The sequence below is a fragment of the Desulfosediminicola ganghwensis genome, assembly GCF_005116675.2.
GTDB classification, from domain to species: Bacteria; Desulfobacterota; Desulfobulbia; order Desulfobulbales; family Desulfocapsaceae; genus Desulfopila; species Desulfopila ganghwensis.
Map to the genome: position 1 here is coordinate 4,917,639 of NZ_CP050699.1, position 17,484 is coordinate 4,935,122.

Below are 17,484 nucleotides of genomic sequence, written 5' to 3' on the forward strand. Positions count from 1 at the left end.
GCCTCAATTCTTTTGCTCTATTTGTTCCATCAGGGGATCAGCGGAATCCGCGACCTGATGCTGCTCCGTAAGCACCTGGGCAAGTTGCTGCTTTGCCGCCGGCGCCACCTTATCGAGGAAAGGCTGCGGGTAAATACCCATAACAATGATCAGCACCACTATCGGCAAAATGGTCAGTGTCTCTATTGGGGAGAGATCGGTAAACTTTTCGGTCTTCTCAGTGAGCTTTTCAAAGAAGACCCGCTGGAACATCCAGAGCATATAGCAGACACCGATAATCAGTGTTGTGCCCGCCAATACGCCGATGGTGATATTAAACTTCACCGCTCCCAGAATGATCAGAAATTCTCCGATAAAGCCACTCGTACCCGGCAAACCGACAGATGCGAGCATAGCCACTGCAAAAAAGGTGGCAAAGATCGGAGCCTTGTAGGCAATTCCGCCCAGATCGCCAATGGTTCTTGTATCCATCCGCTCTTCTATGATGCCAAGTAAAAGAAAGAGCACTCCTGTGCTGGTGGCATGGGCTACAATCTGGTACAGGGTTCCGGTCAGGGCCTGCAGGTTCATACAGAAAATACCGAGTGCGATAATTCCCATATGTGAAGCTGAAGAAAAAGCCAGCATACGCTTGAAATCTTTCTGGGCAATTGCAGCGATACCGCAGTACATCATGCCGATCACGCCGGAATAGGCCAACAGCAAGGCAAAGCGCGCGAACTCTTCCGCAAAAATCGGCAGCACAAAGCGAATTACAGCGTAGACGCCAATTTTTGCCATAATTGCTGACAACAGGAACGTTGCAGCAGTAGGAGCCTCGGTGTACGCGTCTGGTAACCAGGTATGGAATGGAAAGAGCGGTATCTTGATGGCAAAAGCGAACATGAAGAAGATAAACGCTGCTGTAGCAGGGCCACCTGCAAGATTGAGCGCCATCAGATCTGTGATGTTAAAACTCCAGCTCCCGGTCTGATAGTGATAGACGACCCCGATATAAATGATCGCTGCCAGCATAAAGAGCGAACCGGCAATGGTGTAAAGGGTAATCTTCAGAGTTGCATGCAGCCTGCTCGGGCCGCCATAAAGTCCTATCATAAAGAAAATCGGCAGCAGCATCACTTCCCAGAACACATAGAACAGGATCATGTCAGTCGCAGCAATGGCTCCGATCATGGCACCCTGAGCTATAAGCATATTGGCATAATACCCCTTGTTCTTAGTCGTAAGCAGCAGGTATGCCATTGGAAATAAACACGCTCCAGCCATCAGCACCAGAAACGAGATGCCATCAACACCCAGGCTGTAGCTGATTCCCACCGATTCAAACAACTCCACCCTCTCGGTAAACTCAAAGCCACCGGTACCGGCAAAGTTGAAAAAGATCCTCAATCCCAGAATAACAACCAGAATCGCCGCCACCAGGCCGACGGCCCGTGCCGCCTCATTCTTCATGGGCAGCACCAGCACACCAAAACCGGCAAGGATAGGCAGAAAGATCATTACTGTCAGGATATTCTCATACATTATTCCACCTTTACAGATTCAGTGAGTGGGAGATCACCACACTCAGCACGCTGAGCCCGATAACCATGTAGATTGCATACACCCGTACATACCCTGCCTGTACGACTTTGAACGCATTGGCCAGTGCACCGTAAAGCCATACCGCAAATTTTACTGGGCCATCAGTCACAAAAGGCTCAATTCCCTTCCAGATTGTGCGGCCGAATTGCTTGTATGGGGCGACCAGCAGAGAGTGATACAGCTCGTCCACAAAGAACTTGTTGTATGCGAAGTCCTTGAAACCTCTATAGAAAGGTTCTTCCGCTGTCTCGACACCAAATTTCTTCCAGGCAATATAGATACCTAATGCAAAGGCCACGATACTGCTGGCCACAGCTATAACCTCTACCCAGGCGCTGACGTGCGGATGGTGCTCGGCAAGACTTGGAGCCAACCAGTGACTTACCTGGAGATGACCTCCAAAGATCGACGGTATATTCAGATAACCGGCAAATGCGGCACCGACGGCCAGAATAATCAGAGGTACGGTCATTACTTTCGGAGACTCATGGGCTGCATCGTATGCGTGCTGGTCCCGCGGTGTACCGTGAAAGACCACGAAAAACATCCTGAAGGTGTAATACGCCGTCATCACTGCCACCAACAGCCCAACCAGCCAGACGCCTTCATGACCGGTGGCCAGCGCCATAAAGAGAATTTCATCCTTACTAAAAAATCCTGATAACAGCGGGCAACCTGCCAGAGCCAGGGCACCGATCAGCATGGTCGCGTACGTAATCGGCATCTTCTCTTTCAAGCCACCCATTTTCCATATGTCCTGTTCATGATGGAGGGCATGAATTACCGAACCGGCACCGAGAAAGAGCAACGCCTTGAAAAAGGCATGGGTGAAAACGTGAAAAATGCCGGCTGAATAGGCCGCGACCCCGACACCGGCAAACATGTAGCCCAGCTGGCTCACTGTTGAGTAGGCCAGGATCTTTTTGATATCTCTTTGGAAGCAGCCGAAGATTGCCGCAAGCAGCGCTGTCAGAATACCGGTCCAGGCGATTATGGTTCCGGCAAGCGGTACCTCGACATAGAGGAAGCTGAACCGGGCTACCATATAGACACCCGCGGTAACCATTGTTGCCGCATGAATCAGCGCAGAAACAGGAGTTGGACCGGCCATGGCATCCGGTAACCAGACATAGAGAGGAATCTGCGCAGATTTACCGGTTGCGCCAACAAAAAGCAGCAGACAGGCTGCCATGGCAACAGCCGGTGTGAGCTGATGAACATTTTCTCTTAAAGACAGATAATCGAAACCGCCTGAGCCGATCCCCCAAAAGAGGAATGCCATACCCAACACAAAGCCCAGGTCGCCAATACGATTTACGATAAATGCCTTATTCCCAGCCAGTACATTATCGGTATCGGTGGAGTAGTAACTGATCAACAGATAGGAACAAAGCCCAACCCCCTCCCAACCGACAAACATAACGACCGGACCGTTACCAAGTACCAGGATCAACATCGAACCGAGGAACAGGTTCAGGTAAGAAAAGAATTTCGGGAAATTCTCATCTTCAGCCATATAACCGACTGAGTATACATGAATCAGGGTGCCGATGAAGGTCACAAAGAGGAGCATCAACGAACTCAACGGGTCTGCAAGAAACCCCATGGTTATGTTCATTTCTCCCACCTGAATCCAGGTATACGCTTCCTGGACCATGAAGCGTGCCTCTTCCGGAAATAACCTCAGGTTGAAATAGACCTTTATAGCCATCAAGGTCGCAAGTGCCGGACCTATGCAGGCTAAAATCCCGTATACTTTTTCAGAAAAGCGTATCCCTTTGCAGTACAGCAGATGGAGTATCCCCAGAACCAGGGCCCCAACAAGCGGCATCATCGGGATTGCTGCAAGAAAATTCACATTATGTTCCATCTTGTCACCCTCTGAGCAGGCTGAATACGTTGGTATCCAGGTTGCCTTTATGCTTATGCAGAAGAATTACGACTGCCAGCGCCAACGCGGCCTCCGCAGCGGCAACAGCCATGACCATAAGGGCCAGTACATGCCCGTCCATACTCTCATGCAATCGCGCTACCGCGACAAACATGAGATTGGCGGCATTGAGCATAAGCTCAATGGACATAAACACCGTGAATACGTTACGCCGGGAAATGACACCGAGCAGCCCGAGACAAAAGAGTATGACGCTTAACGATAGATAATTGACAATCACGCCCTATCCTCCCTTTTACCAGCCAACACAACCGCACCAACCAGTGCCACCAGCAGTAGAATTGAAACCACCTCGAACGGCAGCAGCCATTCCTGAAACAGGACAGAGCCAACGCCCTTCACGCTGCCAAAGCCGTTACCAACGATTTGGGCATCACCGCCAGGCACTCTGCCAATGACTTTCAGCAGGAACATGGCCAGTGGGGTGATAACCACCGCTCCACCGATAAAATAGAGCCAACGACCCGACTCATCGGGGAGGTCCTTCTCGCCAATATTCAGAAACATGATAATGAACAGGATCAGCGACATGATAGCGCCGGCATAGACAATAAGCTGAATGGCAAAAATCAGCTTAGCGGAGAGCAGCGCGTAAAGTCCAGCCAGTGAAATAAGGGTAATGATGAAACTCATCGCCCCGTTCATGGGATGGCGCAAGAGCACTAAGCCAAGAGCGCCCGCAACGGCAAGGATAGAAAATCCGAAAAAGAGCAACGTTGAAATCATGATATCAGCATCCTCCTTTCTTGTATTCGTCTTCTGTAAAACCAGCAGGCGTTTCAAGCAGGTCATTCAGGCGGAGCATCATTGATTCCCTCGTATAGCTGGTTACTGAAAAGATTCCAGTGTCCATGCGAATGGCATCAAGCGGACATGCCTCCACACAATATCCGCAGTAAATGCACTCAAGCAGGTCGATGTCGAATTTGACCGGCATTTTCTCCGTAACACCATCTGTCCGTTCCCCTGCCTCAATCATGATGCATTTTGAAGGGCAGTTTGTCTGGCACATGAAACAGGCTACGCATTTCACCGTACCGTCTTCCCTCTTGGTCAACCGGTGCCTTCCCCGCCAGCGAGAAGTAATTTCCGGTTGTACCTCCGGGTAATGGCGTACATAAAGTCGCGAGTTATCCATCAGGTTTCTGAAGAAGTGACCAAACGTTACAACCATCCCCTTGACCACTTCGACCAGATAGAGCTGCTCGAGAAATGTTCCACCTTTTCGTTCAATGGTTTTTACTTTTGCAGTCATAAACGTCCCTCAGCCCAGTGATACGACTACTGCACTGGTAATGAAGATGTTGAGCAGAGCCAGTGGCAAAAGTTTCTGCCAACCAAGTCTCTGCAGCTGATCGTAGCGGAACCGGGGGAGGGTCCACCGCACCCAGACATAGACGAAGCACATCAGAAAGGTCTTGAACAGGAAACATCCCATCTGCAGTAATGCCACCAATACCCTGCTGCCGGACTCACCTGAAGAAAAGATCAGAAAGCTTATGAAGATCACTTCAAGAATTACCACCAGGCTCCAGAGCACCGCAGCATATGCCTTGGCTTCACGTACCCGGGGATCGTCCGGACGATCGTAGTGGCTCCTGTTGTTTTTCTTCATCCAGTTTGCGAAGTAATAGGCGGCAACCGGTATTGCCACCATTAGTACCAACGCCACCGGTTTGATATGATTGACAAGAGTCTCGGTGCTGAACCACGGGATCTGGTAACTGCCGAAATAAAGGGTGACAATCAGTGCCGAAGAAACAAACATGGCCACATACTCACCCATGAAAAACAGGGCAAACTTCATGGAGGAGTATTCCACATGAAAGCCTGCAACTATCTCGCTTTCGCCTTCCGCCAGGTCAAACGGCGTACGGTTGGTCTCGGCAAAGGCGGCAACGATGAAGATGATTACGCCAATTGGCTGTAAAAAAACACCCCACATCGGAATAAAGCCGAACAGCAACTGGCCTTGAAATTGCGCCATTTCGCTCAGGTTCACCGTGCTGTACACCGTAAGGAGAGCCACAAGGGCAAGTCCCATCGGAATTTCATAACTGATCACCTGGGCTGCTGCCCGCAATCCACCAAGCACACCATATTTGTTATGTGATGACCAACCAGCCAGAATTATCCCGTAGACACCAAAGCCGACCACCGCGAGAAACCAGAGAATGCCGACATCAGTCGGAATTGCCTGCATCACGTATGAATTTTCTCCAAGCACCAGAGTATCGGCGAAAGGAACAACCGCAAAAGAGAGGATGGCGGTTATGAAAACCAGTGATGGCGCCAGGATGAAATAAAACTTGTGTTTGATATGGCCCGGAACGATGTCCTCTTTGAATATCAACTTTACTGCATCGGCGATATTCTGAATGAGACCGGCGGCTCTGTAACCCATCACATTACAACGGTTTGGGCCGGCACGATCCTGAAAGAAACCTGCACCACGCCGCTCCATCCATACCAACACAGCCACAAAGCTGAGAGGGACAAAGGCACCGAAGGCTATACGAACAACGATTAGAAGAATATCAAGCGCTGACATGGGCCTCCTCACTCACTGAAAGTTGCAATCCCTCTGCCGGGATCAGATCCGGTTGAACCTCGGCCAGCTCAGGTACAGCACTTCGTATCCCTGACCAGGCCTGACCACTATCGCTAACATCGCCACCCAGCATACGGGTAACTTCCAGAACATCGATCAGTTCTTCGTTTTTTCGAACCACCGGTGAGAAGGCTTGCAGAATCCCATCCTCATTGACGACGCAGCCGCCATATTCGCTGTATGATGCCACCGGCAAAACTACAGTCCCGTTATCCGTCAGATAGTTGGCATGAGTTGAGATGGCGATCACCTTCTTGCCTGCAACCACCGCCTTCATCTCTTCATTGGCATCAAATCTGAACAGATCGTTATCAAAATTTACCAGCAGGTCACACTCGGCCAGGGCCTCCTCAAAACGTTGTTTGCTGGTTTCTATTTCAATGAGTTCCAACCCTTTGCGGTTGGCTGACTTGTCATCCCGGATCAGGTAGTCGTCTCCGTCACCCTCTTTGATGTACGCATCGCTGTAGCCAAAACATTCTACCCCCGACAAGGTTGCCAACCGTTTTACTGCCCACTGTTGCTCCAGGCTTGAGTTGGGTGAAACCAATATCAGCGGTTTTTTTGCCTCGCTAAGCTCCTGCCTGATGGTATGCACCGCTTCACTGACTGCTACCAGATCACCCTTTACCGTGGCCTCAGTCAGACGGTTCTCATTTTCACTCTTATAGCTCATCCGCCCCTCATCACAGATGAAGTAGCCATTGACCAGATCGTTATGACGGGCGCGGTAGCGGTAAATCACGTCATCTTTATATTTTTCGCGATTATGATCGATATGGATGTTGCATCCCTTCGCGCAGCCATGACAGATCCCTTCATCCTTTTTCAGGAACCAGACCCGCTGACTGAAACGAAAATCTCTGCTGGTCATGGCACCAACCGGGCAAAGATCGACCACATTGAGGGCGTATCGATTGTTCAAGGGTCTACCAGGGAAGATGTTTACTCTGGCAGTATCCGTTCGATTGACGATTCCCAGTTCACCAGTCCCGGTTATCTGCCTGGTAAACCGTACACAGCGCCCGCAGAGTACACAGCGTTCCTGATCGTGAACTACGCCGCAGCCAAAATCCAGATTCTTGGACTTTTTCACCTGGGCAACCCGCATCCTGCTCTCCTGCAGGTCATGCTCCATGTAATAATCCTGCAGCTTGCATTCACCCGCCTGATCACAAATCGGACAATCCACCGGGTGGTTGATGAGCTCCAGCTCCATAACATCGCGCTGGATCTTTTTAATTTTTTCAGTATCAAGCTGGACCCGCATCCCCTCCATCGCCGGAGTCTTGCAGGCCGGCACCAGCGGTGGCCTGCCATCCTCGATACCAACCAGGCACATCCTGCAGTTGCCATCGGCACCCAAAGCAGGATGATAACAGAGATGAGGAATCTCAATTCCGACCGCACCGATTGCATCAATCAGGTTCTTGCCGGATTCGACCTCTACCTCCTCGCCGTTTACAAATAATTTCAGCATATCAGCCATGATCACCCCTAATTCCGTTGCAGCTCGACATTTGCAGGTGCACTATTCACTCTGTCTTTCGCGTATGCCTCAAACTCATGCCGGAACTTATCCAGATAACTGCGCACCGGCATGGTACAGGCAGCCGAAAGTACACAGACGGTTTTCATCTCAATGTTGTCGCAGAGTTCCCTGAGCAGCTCTATATCCGCCATGGTACCCTCGCCTTCCAGCAACTTCCCGATGATCTTCTTCATCCAGCCGAGCCCCTCACGACAGGGTGTACACTGACCGCAGGACTCATGGTGATAGAAGTGGATGAGATTCTGCACCAGTTTGACCACATCCACAGTCTCATCGAGGACCACGATACCGCCGGAACCGAACATGGTGCCATGTTCCGCCATGGACTCGTAATCAAGCGTTACTGTTTTGGCTTCTTCAGCGGTCAACACCGGTGTTGAGCTTCCACCAGGGATAACACCCTTCAGCTTGCGTCCCTTCCAGACACCACCGGCAACCTTTTCGAGGACCTCCAGCAATGGCAGCCCAAGCGGCAACTCGTACATCCCGGGCTTTTCAACGTGTCCCGATATGCCGAACAGGTGTGTTCCCGCGCTTTTCTCGGTACCGTAGACGCTATATGCCTCCGCACCATTGGTCATGATGAAAGGCAGGCTGGCGATGGTCTGCACATTATTGATGATAGTCGGGCAACCATAGAGTCCTTCCACCGCCGGAAAAGGCGGTTTTGACCTGGGTTGTCCTTTCTTGCCCTCGATTGACTCCAGCAGCGCAGTCTCTTCACCACAAACATAGGCGCCTGCACCACGATGAACCGTAACGTCGATTCTGAAATCCTGACCAGCGACTTTTTCTCCCAGATAGCCAGCCGCATACGCCTCATCGATTGCAGCCTGCAACACCTTGACCTGGGTGGTATATTCACCGCGGATGTAGATATAAACGTCGTGACAACCAATGGCCCAGCAGCAGATGATGATCCCCTCGATCAGCATATGCGGATCACGAACGAGGATGTACCTGTCCTTAAAGGTCGCTGGTTCAGACTCATCGGAGTTGACAGCTAAATAGGTCGGTTTGCCAGTATCTTTGGGGAGAAATCCCCACTTGACGCCAGCGGGAAAACCTGCTCCACCCCGACCACGCAAACCCGCTTTTTTCACCTCTTCCGTGACATCGACAGGTTCCATTGAAAACAGCTTATCCAGTGTCGAGTAGGCACCATGCTCCTTGGCCACTTTCAGGAGATTCGCATTTTCAATTTCAAACTTTTCGCTGAGAATTTTCACTTCCATTTCATGCATGGTCGCACCTCCTATTCCAGCGTGGCCAGTAGAGCTTTGATCTTGTCCACATCCATCTCCTCGTAAAACTCTCCGTTTACCTGGACAACAGGCGCTGTACCGCAATGACCAAGACATTCGACCTCTTCAAGACTGAATCGACCATCCTCACTCACCTTGCCCGGCTGCACCCCAACTTCCTGACCCAAATAGTCGACAATCTCCTGTTTTTCCCGCAGCCAGCAGGAAAGTGTACGGCAAACGCAGATATGATATTTGCCCAGGGGCTTGAGGTTGAACATGGTGTAAAAGGTCGCAGCCTCATAGACTTTGGCAGCGAAGGTACCGATCCTGTCGGCGATATAGGCCATGGCCTCCACACTGATCCAGCCCGCCTGTTCCTGTACCAGCCAGAGCGCCGGCAGGATCATCGATTCGCGGGTAGGATAGCGCTTGACCAACCGCTCAAACTCGGCGTCACGCACCTCGTCGAAAGTGAACTCCTTTCCTGTGGTAATCAGCTCTGATCTGTCGCTCATCTGTCTAACTCCCCGCCAATAATGTTGATACTCCCAAGATTGATTACGGCGTCTGCGATCATCTCGCCTTCGACCATCTCATGGAATCCACCCATTATGTAAAAACATGGCGGACGCACCTTGAGTTTGTAGGGTTTGCCAGATCCGTCGGAAACAAAGTGAAAGCCCAATTCCCCGTTAGCAGCCTCAAAGCTGTCATACCACTCACCTTTAGGTACTTTGATTCCTTCAATGACCAGTTTGAAGTGGTTGGCAAGGCCTTCAATATTGCCGTACACCTGCTCTTTTGGCGGAAGCACTGCTGAATGATCGTCAATGAAGACAGGCCCTTCAGGAATATATTTCATGGCCTGACGGATAATTTTTATCGACTCGAAAATCTCCTCGAATCTGACCATAATACGATCGTAGATATCACCGCTGGAGCCCACCGGAATATTGAAGTCGAAAGATTCGTAGTTGTAATACGGGTTATCTTTTCTGAGATCGAATGGCACACCGCTCGCTCTCAGGCATGGCCCGGTGAAGCCATAGGAGAGTGCCGTATCTTTCGGCAGGACACAGACGCCCTGGGTACGGTCATGGACGATCCGGTTCTTGAGTACCAGCGCCAGCGAATCTGAAACACCTTTTTCAATGGTCTTCAGTTGCGCTTCCATGTCATGCTCCCAACCCTCATAAAAATCGCGATACATCCCACCGATCCTTGTGAAAGAGCTGGTCAGACGGGCACCGGTCAAACGTGAAATAAGATCATATGAGGACTCTTTTTCGTTGTAGAGGTACCAGTAGTTGGTAAGGCCTCCCATATCAACCAGATTCGCCGCTATACAGACCAGGTGATCCTGTACCCTGTAGAACTCCGAGAGGACTACCCGCATGAACTTGGCCCGCTCGGTAATCTCTATCCCCATCCATGACTCTACCGCCTTCACGTAAGCGATATTGTTCATCATGGATGAGCAATAATTCAACCGGTCGGTCAGCGGCACTATCTGATTGTACGTTCTGTCTTCTGCTGTCTTTTCGAAGCCACGGTGGAGATAACCGATCTCGTTAACGTTAGCCAGGATACTCTCACCATCGAGAGCGGTGAAGATGCGGATCGCACCGTGGGTCGCGGGGTGAGATGGTCCGAGATTCAGAAACATGATCTCGGTATTGATATCCTTCATGGTGGTCTCATCGACCCCCTTCGATTGCAACCTCGCCTTGATCTCGTCTTCCATGGAGTAGGTCTCATGGCAGACCTGCCTTTTGACGATGTCGTAATCCTTACGTAATGGATGTCCTTCGAATTGCCAGTGGTTCAGGATTCTGCGCAGATCAGGATGACCGATGAAATGAATGCCATACTGATCATACACCTCCCGTTCCCCCCAGTTTGCTGAACTCCAGATATTTGAGCAAGTGGGCACCCCTATCTCAGGATCCTCAACCGGAGTCCTAACCTGAACCAGCAAGCTATCATGCCAGTTCCTCAGGGTATACACGACATAGAAGCGACTATCCTTTTTATCAGGAAAATCCCGATAATCGATCGCTGTGATATCCACCAGCAGCCCGAAATCAAGATCAGGATAGTTCTTCAGTTTAGTAAGTGTTTCCTCAAGCTTTTCCGGAAGAACGGTGATCTCTACATAGTCAAGCACTTGCCTGCATTCTACATCCGGAAAAAAACTGCAGATTTTTTCAGTCACGTTCGCATTCATGATCAGTCTAGGATCCCTATGTAATCTTTATGACGATCTTCCAGTACGCTCTCTGTCTGGATCTGCTCCTGGATCTTTATCAACGCATCCAACACGGCCTCTGGCCGTGGCGGACAACCGGAAATATACACATCTACCGGAATTACGTTATGAATCCCCTGTACTGTCGAGTAGTTGTCATATATTCCACCGGAACTTGCACATGCCCCCATTGCCACTACCCATTTAGGTTCCGGCATCTGATCATAAATTCGCTTGAGGATAGGTGCCTGCTTGTAGCTGATAGTTCCACAGACCAGCATGAGATCCGCCTGACGAGGAGAAAAACGAACAACTTCAGCGCCAAAACGTGAGATATCATGCTGACTGGCAGCGGCACTCATAAACTCGATAGCGCAGCATGCGGTACCAAATACCATTGGCCACAGTGAATACTGTCGGCCCCAATTGACAACCTGATCCAGCCTGGTGGTAATAACCGTTTCGCCTAGAGCGGCTTCCAATCCTAACGCCAATTGAGCACCCCTTTCTGTAAAATGTAAATAAGTCCGGTAAGTAACAGTACGATGAACACAGCCATCTCGAGAAACCCGAACATTCCGAGATCACGGAGACTTACCGCCCACGGATACATAAAAACTGCTTCGATATCGAAGATGAGAAAGAGAATGGCCAACAGATAAAACTTCACACTGAACTTCTGATCGGCCAGGCCAACGACATTCTTGATTCCGCTTTCGTACGGATCATTTTTGGCGACACCACCAGCTCTTGGCCCAAAAATTGCCGTAACAAGCATGAATGCTGGGATAATTATCGCCAACCCAAAGAATACTGCTGTAGATAAAACGAGTTCTGTCGACATACGCGCACTTCCCTCCGACGTTCAACTGCACTTTGAGGTTTATGTGATAAACACACACATTTACGAGTTGAATACGCATCAATTACCAAGGAGATCAAGCCATTGTCAAGCACTACAAATACGTTTAATCGGGAACTTAATAAGCCTTCTAGCCATTAGGTTGTGCAAACATTTTCCTGAAGTTGTGCCCAATGTGCAATCGATACTACTGCGCTGAGGTATTACCAGCTCATTTAAGATCGGGTAATTCTGTGACTAAATGGTTCCCGCACACGTCTACATGCGGATAACGCAGAAGATAGCAGAAAAGGAACGGCCCTCACAGTCTTTTAATAGGTTAGGCGCCACACGAGCCTCACGGCACATCACCAGCAGGATCGCACAAAATGACTACCTTCAGCTATCACGGACGCCCACATATCAATAATACAGATGACATATTGCAACTCACCTTATGCTCATCCTTTTGTCTTTCCGCACAAATCGGTTGCACATTACGCCCTCAATGCGAATCCATGAATGACGTTTACGTAATAGTAATTTTTTTGTTGAACCAGTGATTATCGACAGGAAAACAGGTGTACACCACTTATTTACGTAAAAGTGACCAACGTGTTGAAGAGATAAAATTACGGCCAGGTGGAAATAAACGATTCAGATCGCCGCCTATTCCTGATTTTGGCTTTTTGAGGTGGGGAGTTGGCAGTGTCACTCCATCAGGTCGTGTTTTATTTGAGTTTTCTCCTACTCAGCACCATCATCCACATAATCTATTAAACAGATTAATTCCAAGTACACCGCTTATCCCCCGTCCAGTCCTGCAGAGTTGCGGGAGCAATCAGATTAAAGATTTATCAAATCGTATATTTTAAGGCTGCCGAAAAACTGCTTGCATTGAATTCGATATCCATGATAAAAAGATCATTCTCTGTTAAATGTACGGATGATTCCGTATCAAAATCTTGGTTGCACATCCGTTTTTCAGGAACTCCTGTCCTGGATATCCCAAAACACCTGATGCTCATGCCGCAGCTCTCAGTTTTCAGGTCTTTTAGAACCTCCTCCAGCATTAAAAATTATGAGAACGTATAATCTTCGTGTCGAGAAAATTGGTGGAACATCAATGGCTCGCTTTCCTGAGATCATTGATAATGTCATTCTATGTAAAGAGCAGGAAATTTACGGGCGTATTTACACTGTTTCAGCTTACGCCGGCATAACCAACGAGCTTCTCGAGCACAAGAAAAGCGGAAAACCAGGGATATACAAACTCTTCGTTGAACAGGAAAATTACCCGATCAAACTGCTCGCCCTGCGAGACGCCCTCTTCGCCTTAAACGAGCAGTTCGTTGAAGCTGGCCTGGACCTCAAAGAGGCCAACGACTTCATTGGAGATCGCATAGATCTGGCTATCAATATCCTTCGTTCTATGGAAAATGTTCTCGGTTCCGGATATGTCAGCCGCCAGGAGGTGTTACTCGCTGCACGTGAACTTCTTGCCTCACTCGGCGAGATGCACAGCGCCTTCAACTCAGCAAATATCCTGAAAAACAGAGGTTACAATACTACTTTCGTGGATTTGAGCGGCTGGGAAGATGGCAGACAGATGACCATCGATGACCGCATCAAGGACAGCTTTGATAAAATCGATCCTTTCTCCACCATTTGTTTCGCCACCGGTTACACCAAAGGCACCGAAGGCATTATGCGGGAATTTGATCGGGGTTACTCTGAGGTTACGTTCTCCAAGGTGGCAGTACTTCTTGGAGCCTCAGAGGCGATCATTCATAAAGAATACCATCTCTGTTCCGGCGATCCGCTCATTGTCGGTGAAGAGGAAGTTCACCCGGTCTGCAACACGAACTATGATGTTGCCGACCAGCTGGCCGATGTCGGTATGGAGGCAATTCACCCCAAAGCCTCCAAGCCACTTGAGATCAATTCCATCCCGATCCGGGTAAAAAATGCATTTGACCCGGACCATCCTGGAACAACTATCACCAAAGAGTTCATTGCCCCGACCTCTAAAGTCGAGATAGTTACCGGCTCGGCTTCAGTCGCATGCCTTGAGATTCATGATACCAGAATGGTGGGTGAGGTAGGATTTGATCTCCGCATCATGAATGTTTTCGTCAAACATGGTGTCTCCTATATCAGTAAAGTGACCAATGCCAACACCATTGATCTGATAATTGAGGAAAAAGACTGTACTCCAAGACTCGTTGCCGAACTCAGCGATACCTTTGAAACTGTATCCACCACACTGGTGGCAATAGTATGTGCAATCGGCTCCAATATTGCCCAGCCCGGCATCATGGCCAAAGCATCCCAGGCCCTTGCCACCGATGGTATCAATATACTTGCTGTCTCCCAGACCTCGCGCCAGACCAACATGCAGTTTATCGTGCACCGTGATCAATTCGCGCAGGCACAGCGAGCCCTTCACAATGCTCTCTGCAAGTAAGCACTTTGTATAATTGCTATTTTCCGGGCCTGAGATCGTGGCAACAGCCCCCGCTCTCAGACCCGGTTATTTTCATGGAACAGGAGATACCGGTTTCCGCGTCAACGACCTCAACAATCCGCAGTTCTCCTTAATCAATCCATAACCATCTGATACCCCGTCAATTATTCCCTTTCACTCCTCCTTCCAGCCACAATCAGATACAGCTAAAGCCTACAGTTACAACCAGATACGCAGATATCCTTCACATTATTCGTTTTCATTGCCGGTTGGCAATTTTATCTTGCATCGCAAGGTGAATGTGGTATCAAAGTTGATAGCGTTTTAGGCTCTTAAAAACGAATCATTCGTTAATTTAACCTTTTTCGAGACCAAACGCCCCCCCCCCAGGTGTCTAAAGAACCATAAGTAAGGAGATATTCGTATGAAGAAATACTGGGCCCATTTTTCCAAAGTACTCGTTGTAGTACTCGCTCTTACCCTTGCCGGGTGTGCCGGCCAGAACAAACAAACCCAGGGTACAGCAGTCGGTGCCGGCGTTGGCGCCGGGCTTGGTGCCATCGTAGGCCAGGCCATCGGTGGCAGCACTGAAGCTACGCTGCTTGGAGCCGGTATCGGTGCAGCCCTTGGTGGTGTTACCGGAAACCAGGTAGGTCGCTACATGGATCGTCAGGAGCAGGATCTGCGTCAGGCCATCGCGGCTTCTGATGCTGCCAGCATCAGAAGAGAGCAGGACATACTCAGAGCAACCTTCAAGTCTGAGGCCTTCTTCGACTACGATTCGGCCACTGTCAAATCTGGTGGAATTAGCGAACTTGCCAGAGTGGCCACCGTATTGAACAATTATCCACAGACCCACATTCAGGTTGCCGGTCACACTGACTCCCGTGGTGCAGAAGAGTACAACAAGCGCCTCTCTGAAAGACGTGCGACTGCAGTTAAAAATGTCCTCGTTCAGCAGGGTGTTGATGGCAGAAGAATTGCAACCATCGGTTATGGCGAATCACAGCCGATCTCTTCCGATCACGCTATGAACAGGCGCGTTGAAGTCATCATTATTCCCGATGCAAACGGTGTCGCCCAGTACTAGAATCTGACAGTACTAAAATCTGATTTTAGAGGGTGATGATTTTCACCCACCGAATTTCAGAAAAAAAAAGCCCGATGTGAAACACATCGGGCTTTTTTTGCTTCATGCCTGCTGGGCATCCGACTACCTGCTCAGCAAAATATTCCAGGCCTCTTTATACGTACCAGCAAAACACCTCAGCCGCTTTAGGCGCCCCTCCAGTTCCGGGCTTCCCATGCCGGTAAGTCATTTTTCTCTCTTCAGCCCCAGTGGACATCCTTTTGAGAACCATACATATCCACTTTCGTTTAGAAAGGGTTGCGGCAAACTCTGTTTTTCGGATTTCAACTCGAAACCGTCAAGAAATTAGCATTAGCGCCGTAATGCCTCCAGGACATTACGACTCGGCAAACCATTGACCTGGAGCCCCGTCTGGATTTCGAATTGGCGAATTGCAGATCTGGAACCACGACCGAGAAAACCATCCAGTTCTCCCTCATACAGCCCTTTCTCACGTAACAGGCGCTGAATCTCAAGCCGCTCTTCAGCAGTGAGATCATTCTTCATACGGGGCCATTCCTTCGACATCCCACCATAGCCTGCAATATTGTCTGCCAGGAGTCCCACCGCCAGCGCGTAACTGTCTGAGTTGTTATACCGTTTAATTACATAAAAGTTTTTGATCATGAGAAAACCTGGACCATTTTCTCCGGCAAATATTTTTAAAACTCCACTATCTCCCGGCCGGGGGAACTGTTTTCCAGCCGGTCGAACTACTCCAAGTTCAGCCCATTCGGCCAAAGTTTTTGTCTGATCGGCATACTGGCCTATACCTTTTGGTAAGATGACCTCATACCCCCAGGTCTTTCCTGCACGCCAGCCATTTTTGGCAAGCAGATTGGCTGCTGTTCCTAATGCGTCCGGCACAGAATTCCAAATATCTCTTTTTCCATTGCCGTCGATATCGACCGCATAGGACTCATAGCTGGTCGGAATAAATTGGGTATGTCCCATGGCCCCGGCCCATGATCCGAGCATACCATCACGATCAATATCCCCGGCTTGCAGTATTTTCAAGGCTGTAATCAATTGAGACTGAGCGAACCCGCTCCTTCTCTCATCCCCCCAGGCCAGCGTTGCCAATGCCTGAGGAATATAGTGAAGAATTTCTTTCCGTTGTAGTACAGCCCCGTAGTTCGACTCCATAGACCAGATAGCCAGCAGCACATAACGGCTAATGCCAAATTGCCGCTCTAAAAGAGCAAAGGTGGCCATATGCTCTTCAGCCAGACTGCGACCTCGTTCAATCACGGCTGGAGTTATCCTCCTGTCGAGATACTGCCAGACTTCCTGGACAAACTCCGGCTGATACGCCGCTCTCTCGAGAACCTTCATGTCGGGTTCATCGATACTCTCAAAGGCCAGGTTCCAGGTTGCTTCATCCACACCCTGGCCAATGGCTTCTGTTTTAAAGCCGGCAAGCCAGGACTGGAAGTTTTCCATAGTCTGGTTGTTGTCGTCGGCAGCAACCGCATTAACAGTCAAGCCAACAGTATATAGCAGTGCTAAAAGCACATATCGAAGTCGTTGCATATTCATTTTCCCCTTAACTACGTCTTCTGGTCAGTATCCAACCGCTTCCCTGACAGGCAACACAGTCTATAGATACAGACTCCTTGCCAGTCCCGTCGCAAGCGGTACACTCTTTCCAGTTAATCGGGTCCGAAGTATCGACAAATATTCCCTTGCAGACATTTTGCCCACGGATTCGTCCACAGGACGTTCCTACATCTTCTGAATTGAAAGAATAACGAATACAATCTGTACAAACTGCGGAAGGTCGTTTGTCGAATCCTGTCATTTTTATCTCATTAATATCTGCATACAGGGCGCCGGGCTACAATGGCCACGAGG

General features: G+C 49.5%; 15 protein-coding genes. 2 read left to right on the top strand and 13 right to left on the bottom strand.

Translation table 11 applies throughout. The features are described from left to right. Positions 1-3: 3 nt before the first annotated feature. From FCL45_RS21110 to ndhC, 12 genes are read right to left on the bottom strand one after another with little or no spacing between them, the layout of a single operon-like run. A complete protein-coding gene (locus FCL45_RS21110) occupies positions 4-1,524 on the bottom strand; it encodes a complex I subunit 4 family protein (protein WP_136797002.1) in 1,521 nt (506 codons plus the stop codon). A gap of 10 nt (positions 1,525-1,534) precedes the next feature. Beyond that, entirely contained in the window at positions 1,535-3,454 is a 1,920-nt protein-coding gene (gene nuoL, locus FCL45_RS21115) for an NADH-quinone oxidoreductase subunit L (RefSeq protein WP_136797003.1), read from the bottom strand. A 4-nt stretch (positions 3,455-3,458) separates the two neighbouring features. Further along, positions 3,459-3,755, bottom strand: a complete 297-nt coding sequence (gene nuoK / locus FCL45_RS21120) for an NADH-quinone oxidoreductase subunit NuoK (RefSeq protein ID WP_136797004.1) — start codon at positions 3,753-3,755, stop codon at positions 3,459-3,461. After that, positions 3,752-4,261, bottom strand: coding sequence for an NADH-quinone oxidoreductase subunit J family protein (locus FCL45_RS21125; protein WP_228721389.1), 510 nt, complete (start codon positions 4,259-4,261; stop codon positions 3,752-3,754). Before FCL45_RS21125 ends, nuoK begins: the two co-directional genes overlap by 4 nt. 4 nt (positions 4,262-4,265) lie before the next feature. After that, positions 4,266-4,790: a NuoI/complex I 23 kDa subunit family protein gene (locus FCL45_RS21130; protein WP_136797005.1), complete on the bottom strand. Its 525-nt coding sequence runs from the start codon at positions 4,788-4,790 to the stop codon at positions 4,266-4,268. Between the two features lie 9 nt (positions 4,791-4,799). Beyond that, complete coding sequence (locus tag FCL45_RS21135) at positions 4,800-6,086, bottom strand: complex I subunit 1/NuoH family protein (protein WP_136797006.1); 1,287 nt, start codon at positions 6,084-6,086, stop codon at positions 4,800-4,802. Next, positions 6,073-7,635, bottom strand: a complete 1,563-nt coding sequence (locus FCL45_RS21140; protein WP_136797007.1) for an NADH-quinone oxidoreductase subunit G — start codon at positions 7,633-7,635, stop codon at positions 6,073-6,075. Before FCL45_RS21140 ends, FCL45_RS21135 begins: the two co-directional genes overlap by 14 nt. A gap of 8 nt (positions 7,636-7,643) precedes the next feature. Next, positions 7,644-8,933, bottom strand: coding sequence for an NADH-quinone oxidoreductase subunit NuoF (nuoF, locus tag FCL45_RS21145; RefSeq protein ID WP_136797057.1), 1,290 nt, complete (start codon positions 8,931-8,933; stop codon positions 7,644-7,646). 20 nt (positions 8,934-8,953) lie between these two features. Then, positions 8,954-9,460 carry an NADH-quinone oxidoreductase subunit NuoE family protein gene (locus FCL45_RS21150; RefSeq protein ID WP_136797008.1) on the bottom strand — a complete coding sequence of 169 codons (507 nt, stop codon included), beginning with the start codon at positions 9,458-9,460 and terminating at the stop codon, positions 8,954-8,956. Beyond that, positions 9,457-11,160, bottom strand: a complete 1,704-nt coding sequence (locus FCL45_RS21155; RefSeq protein ID WP_419175556.1) for an NADH-quinone oxidoreductase subunit D — start codon at positions 11,158-11,160, stop codon at positions 9,457-9,459. The genes FCL45_RS21150 and FCL45_RS21155 overlap by 4 nt, the downstream gene beginning before the upstream one ends. Positions 11,161-11,174: 14 nt before the next feature. Continuing rightward, on the bottom strand, positions 11,175-11,687 hold the full coding sequence (locus tag FCL45_RS21160; protein WP_136797010.1) for an NADH-quinone oxidoreductase subunit B: 513 nt from the start codon (positions 11,685-11,687) through the stop codon (positions 11,175-11,177). Continuing rightward, entirely contained in the window at positions 11,678-12,037 is a 360-nt protein-coding gene (gene ndhC / locus FCL45_RS21165; protein WP_136797011.1) for an NADH-quinone oxidoreductase subunit A, read from the bottom strand. Before ndhC ends, FCL45_RS21160 begins: the two co-directional genes overlap by 10 nt. Positions 12,038-13,115: 1,078 nt before the next feature. Here ndhC and FCL45_RS21170 point away from each other — a divergent pair. Together FCL45_RS21170 and FCL45_RS21175 are read left to right on the top strand one after the other, a co-directional pair. After that, complete coding sequence (locus FCL45_RS21170) at positions 13,116-14,501, top strand: aspartate kinase (protein ID WP_136797012.1); 1,386 nt, start codon at positions 13,116-13,118, stop codon at positions 14,499-14,501. 424 nt (positions 14,502-14,925) lie between these two features. Next, positions 14,926-15,591 (top strand): YiaD family glycine zipper/OmpA-like lipoprotein, encoded by a 666-nt coding sequence (locus FCL45_RS21175; RefSeq protein ID WP_136797013.1) that lies wholly within the window; start codon positions 14,926-14,928, stop codon positions 15,589-15,591. A 351-nt stretch (positions 15,592-15,942) separates the two neighbouring features. Here the strand turns inward: FCL45_RS21175 and FCL45_RS21180 are convergent, their stop codons facing one another. Next, positions 15,943-17,163: a lytic murein transglycosylase gene (locus FCL45_RS21180; protein WP_217907614.1), complete on the bottom strand. Its 1,221-nt coding sequence runs from the start codon at positions 17,161-17,163 to the stop codon at positions 15,943-15,945. Positions 17,164-17,484: the final 321 nt, after the last annotated feature.

Coding starts and splice junctions, on each gene's coding strand:
- FCL45_RS21110 (WP_136797002.1), bottom strand. CDS start 1,524: ATGTATGAGAATATCCTGACAGTAATGATCTTTCTGCCTATCCTTGCC.
- nuoL (WP_136797003.1), bottom strand. CDS start 3,454: ATGGAACATAATGTGAATTTTCTTGCAGCAATCCCGATGATGCCGCTT.
- FCL45_RS21125 (WP_228721389.1), bottom strand. CDS start 4,261: ATGATTTCAACGTTGCTCTTTTTCGGATTTTCTATCCTTGCCGTTGCG.
- FCL45_RS21130 (WP_136797005.1), bottom strand. CDS start 4,790: ATGACTGCAAAAGTAAAAACCATTGAACGAAAAGGTGGAACATTTCTC.
- FCL45_RS21135 (WP_136797006.1), bottom strand. CDS start 6,086: ATGTCAGCGCTTGATATTCTTCTAATCGTTGTTCGTATAGCCTTCGGT.
- FCL45_RS21140 (WP_136797007.1), bottom strand. CDS start 7,635: ATGGCTGATATGCTGAAATTATTTGTAAACGGCGAGGAGGTAGAGGTC.
- nuoF (WP_136797057.1), bottom strand. CDS start 8,933: ATGGAAGTGAAAATTCTCAGCGAAAAGTTTGAAATTGAAAATGCGAAT.
- FCL45_RS21150 (WP_136797008.1), bottom strand. CDS start 9,460: ATGAGCGACAGATCAGAGCTGATTACCACAGGAAAGGAGTTCACTTTC.
- ndhC (WP_136797011.1), bottom strand. CDS start 12,037: ATGTCGACAGAACTCGTTTTATCTACAGCAGTATTCTTTGGGTTGGCG.
- FCL45_RS21170 (WP_136797012.1), top strand. CDS start 13,116: ATGAGAACGTATAATCTTCGTGTCGAGAAAATTGGTGGAACATCAATG.
- FCL45_RS21175 (WP_136797013.1), top strand. CDS start 14,926: ATGAAGAAATACTGGGCCCATTTTTCCAAAGTACTCGTTGTAGTACTC.
- FCL45_RS21180 (WP_217907614.1), bottom strand. CDS start 17,163: ATGCAACGACTTCGATATGTGCTTTTAGCACTGCTATATACTGTTGGC.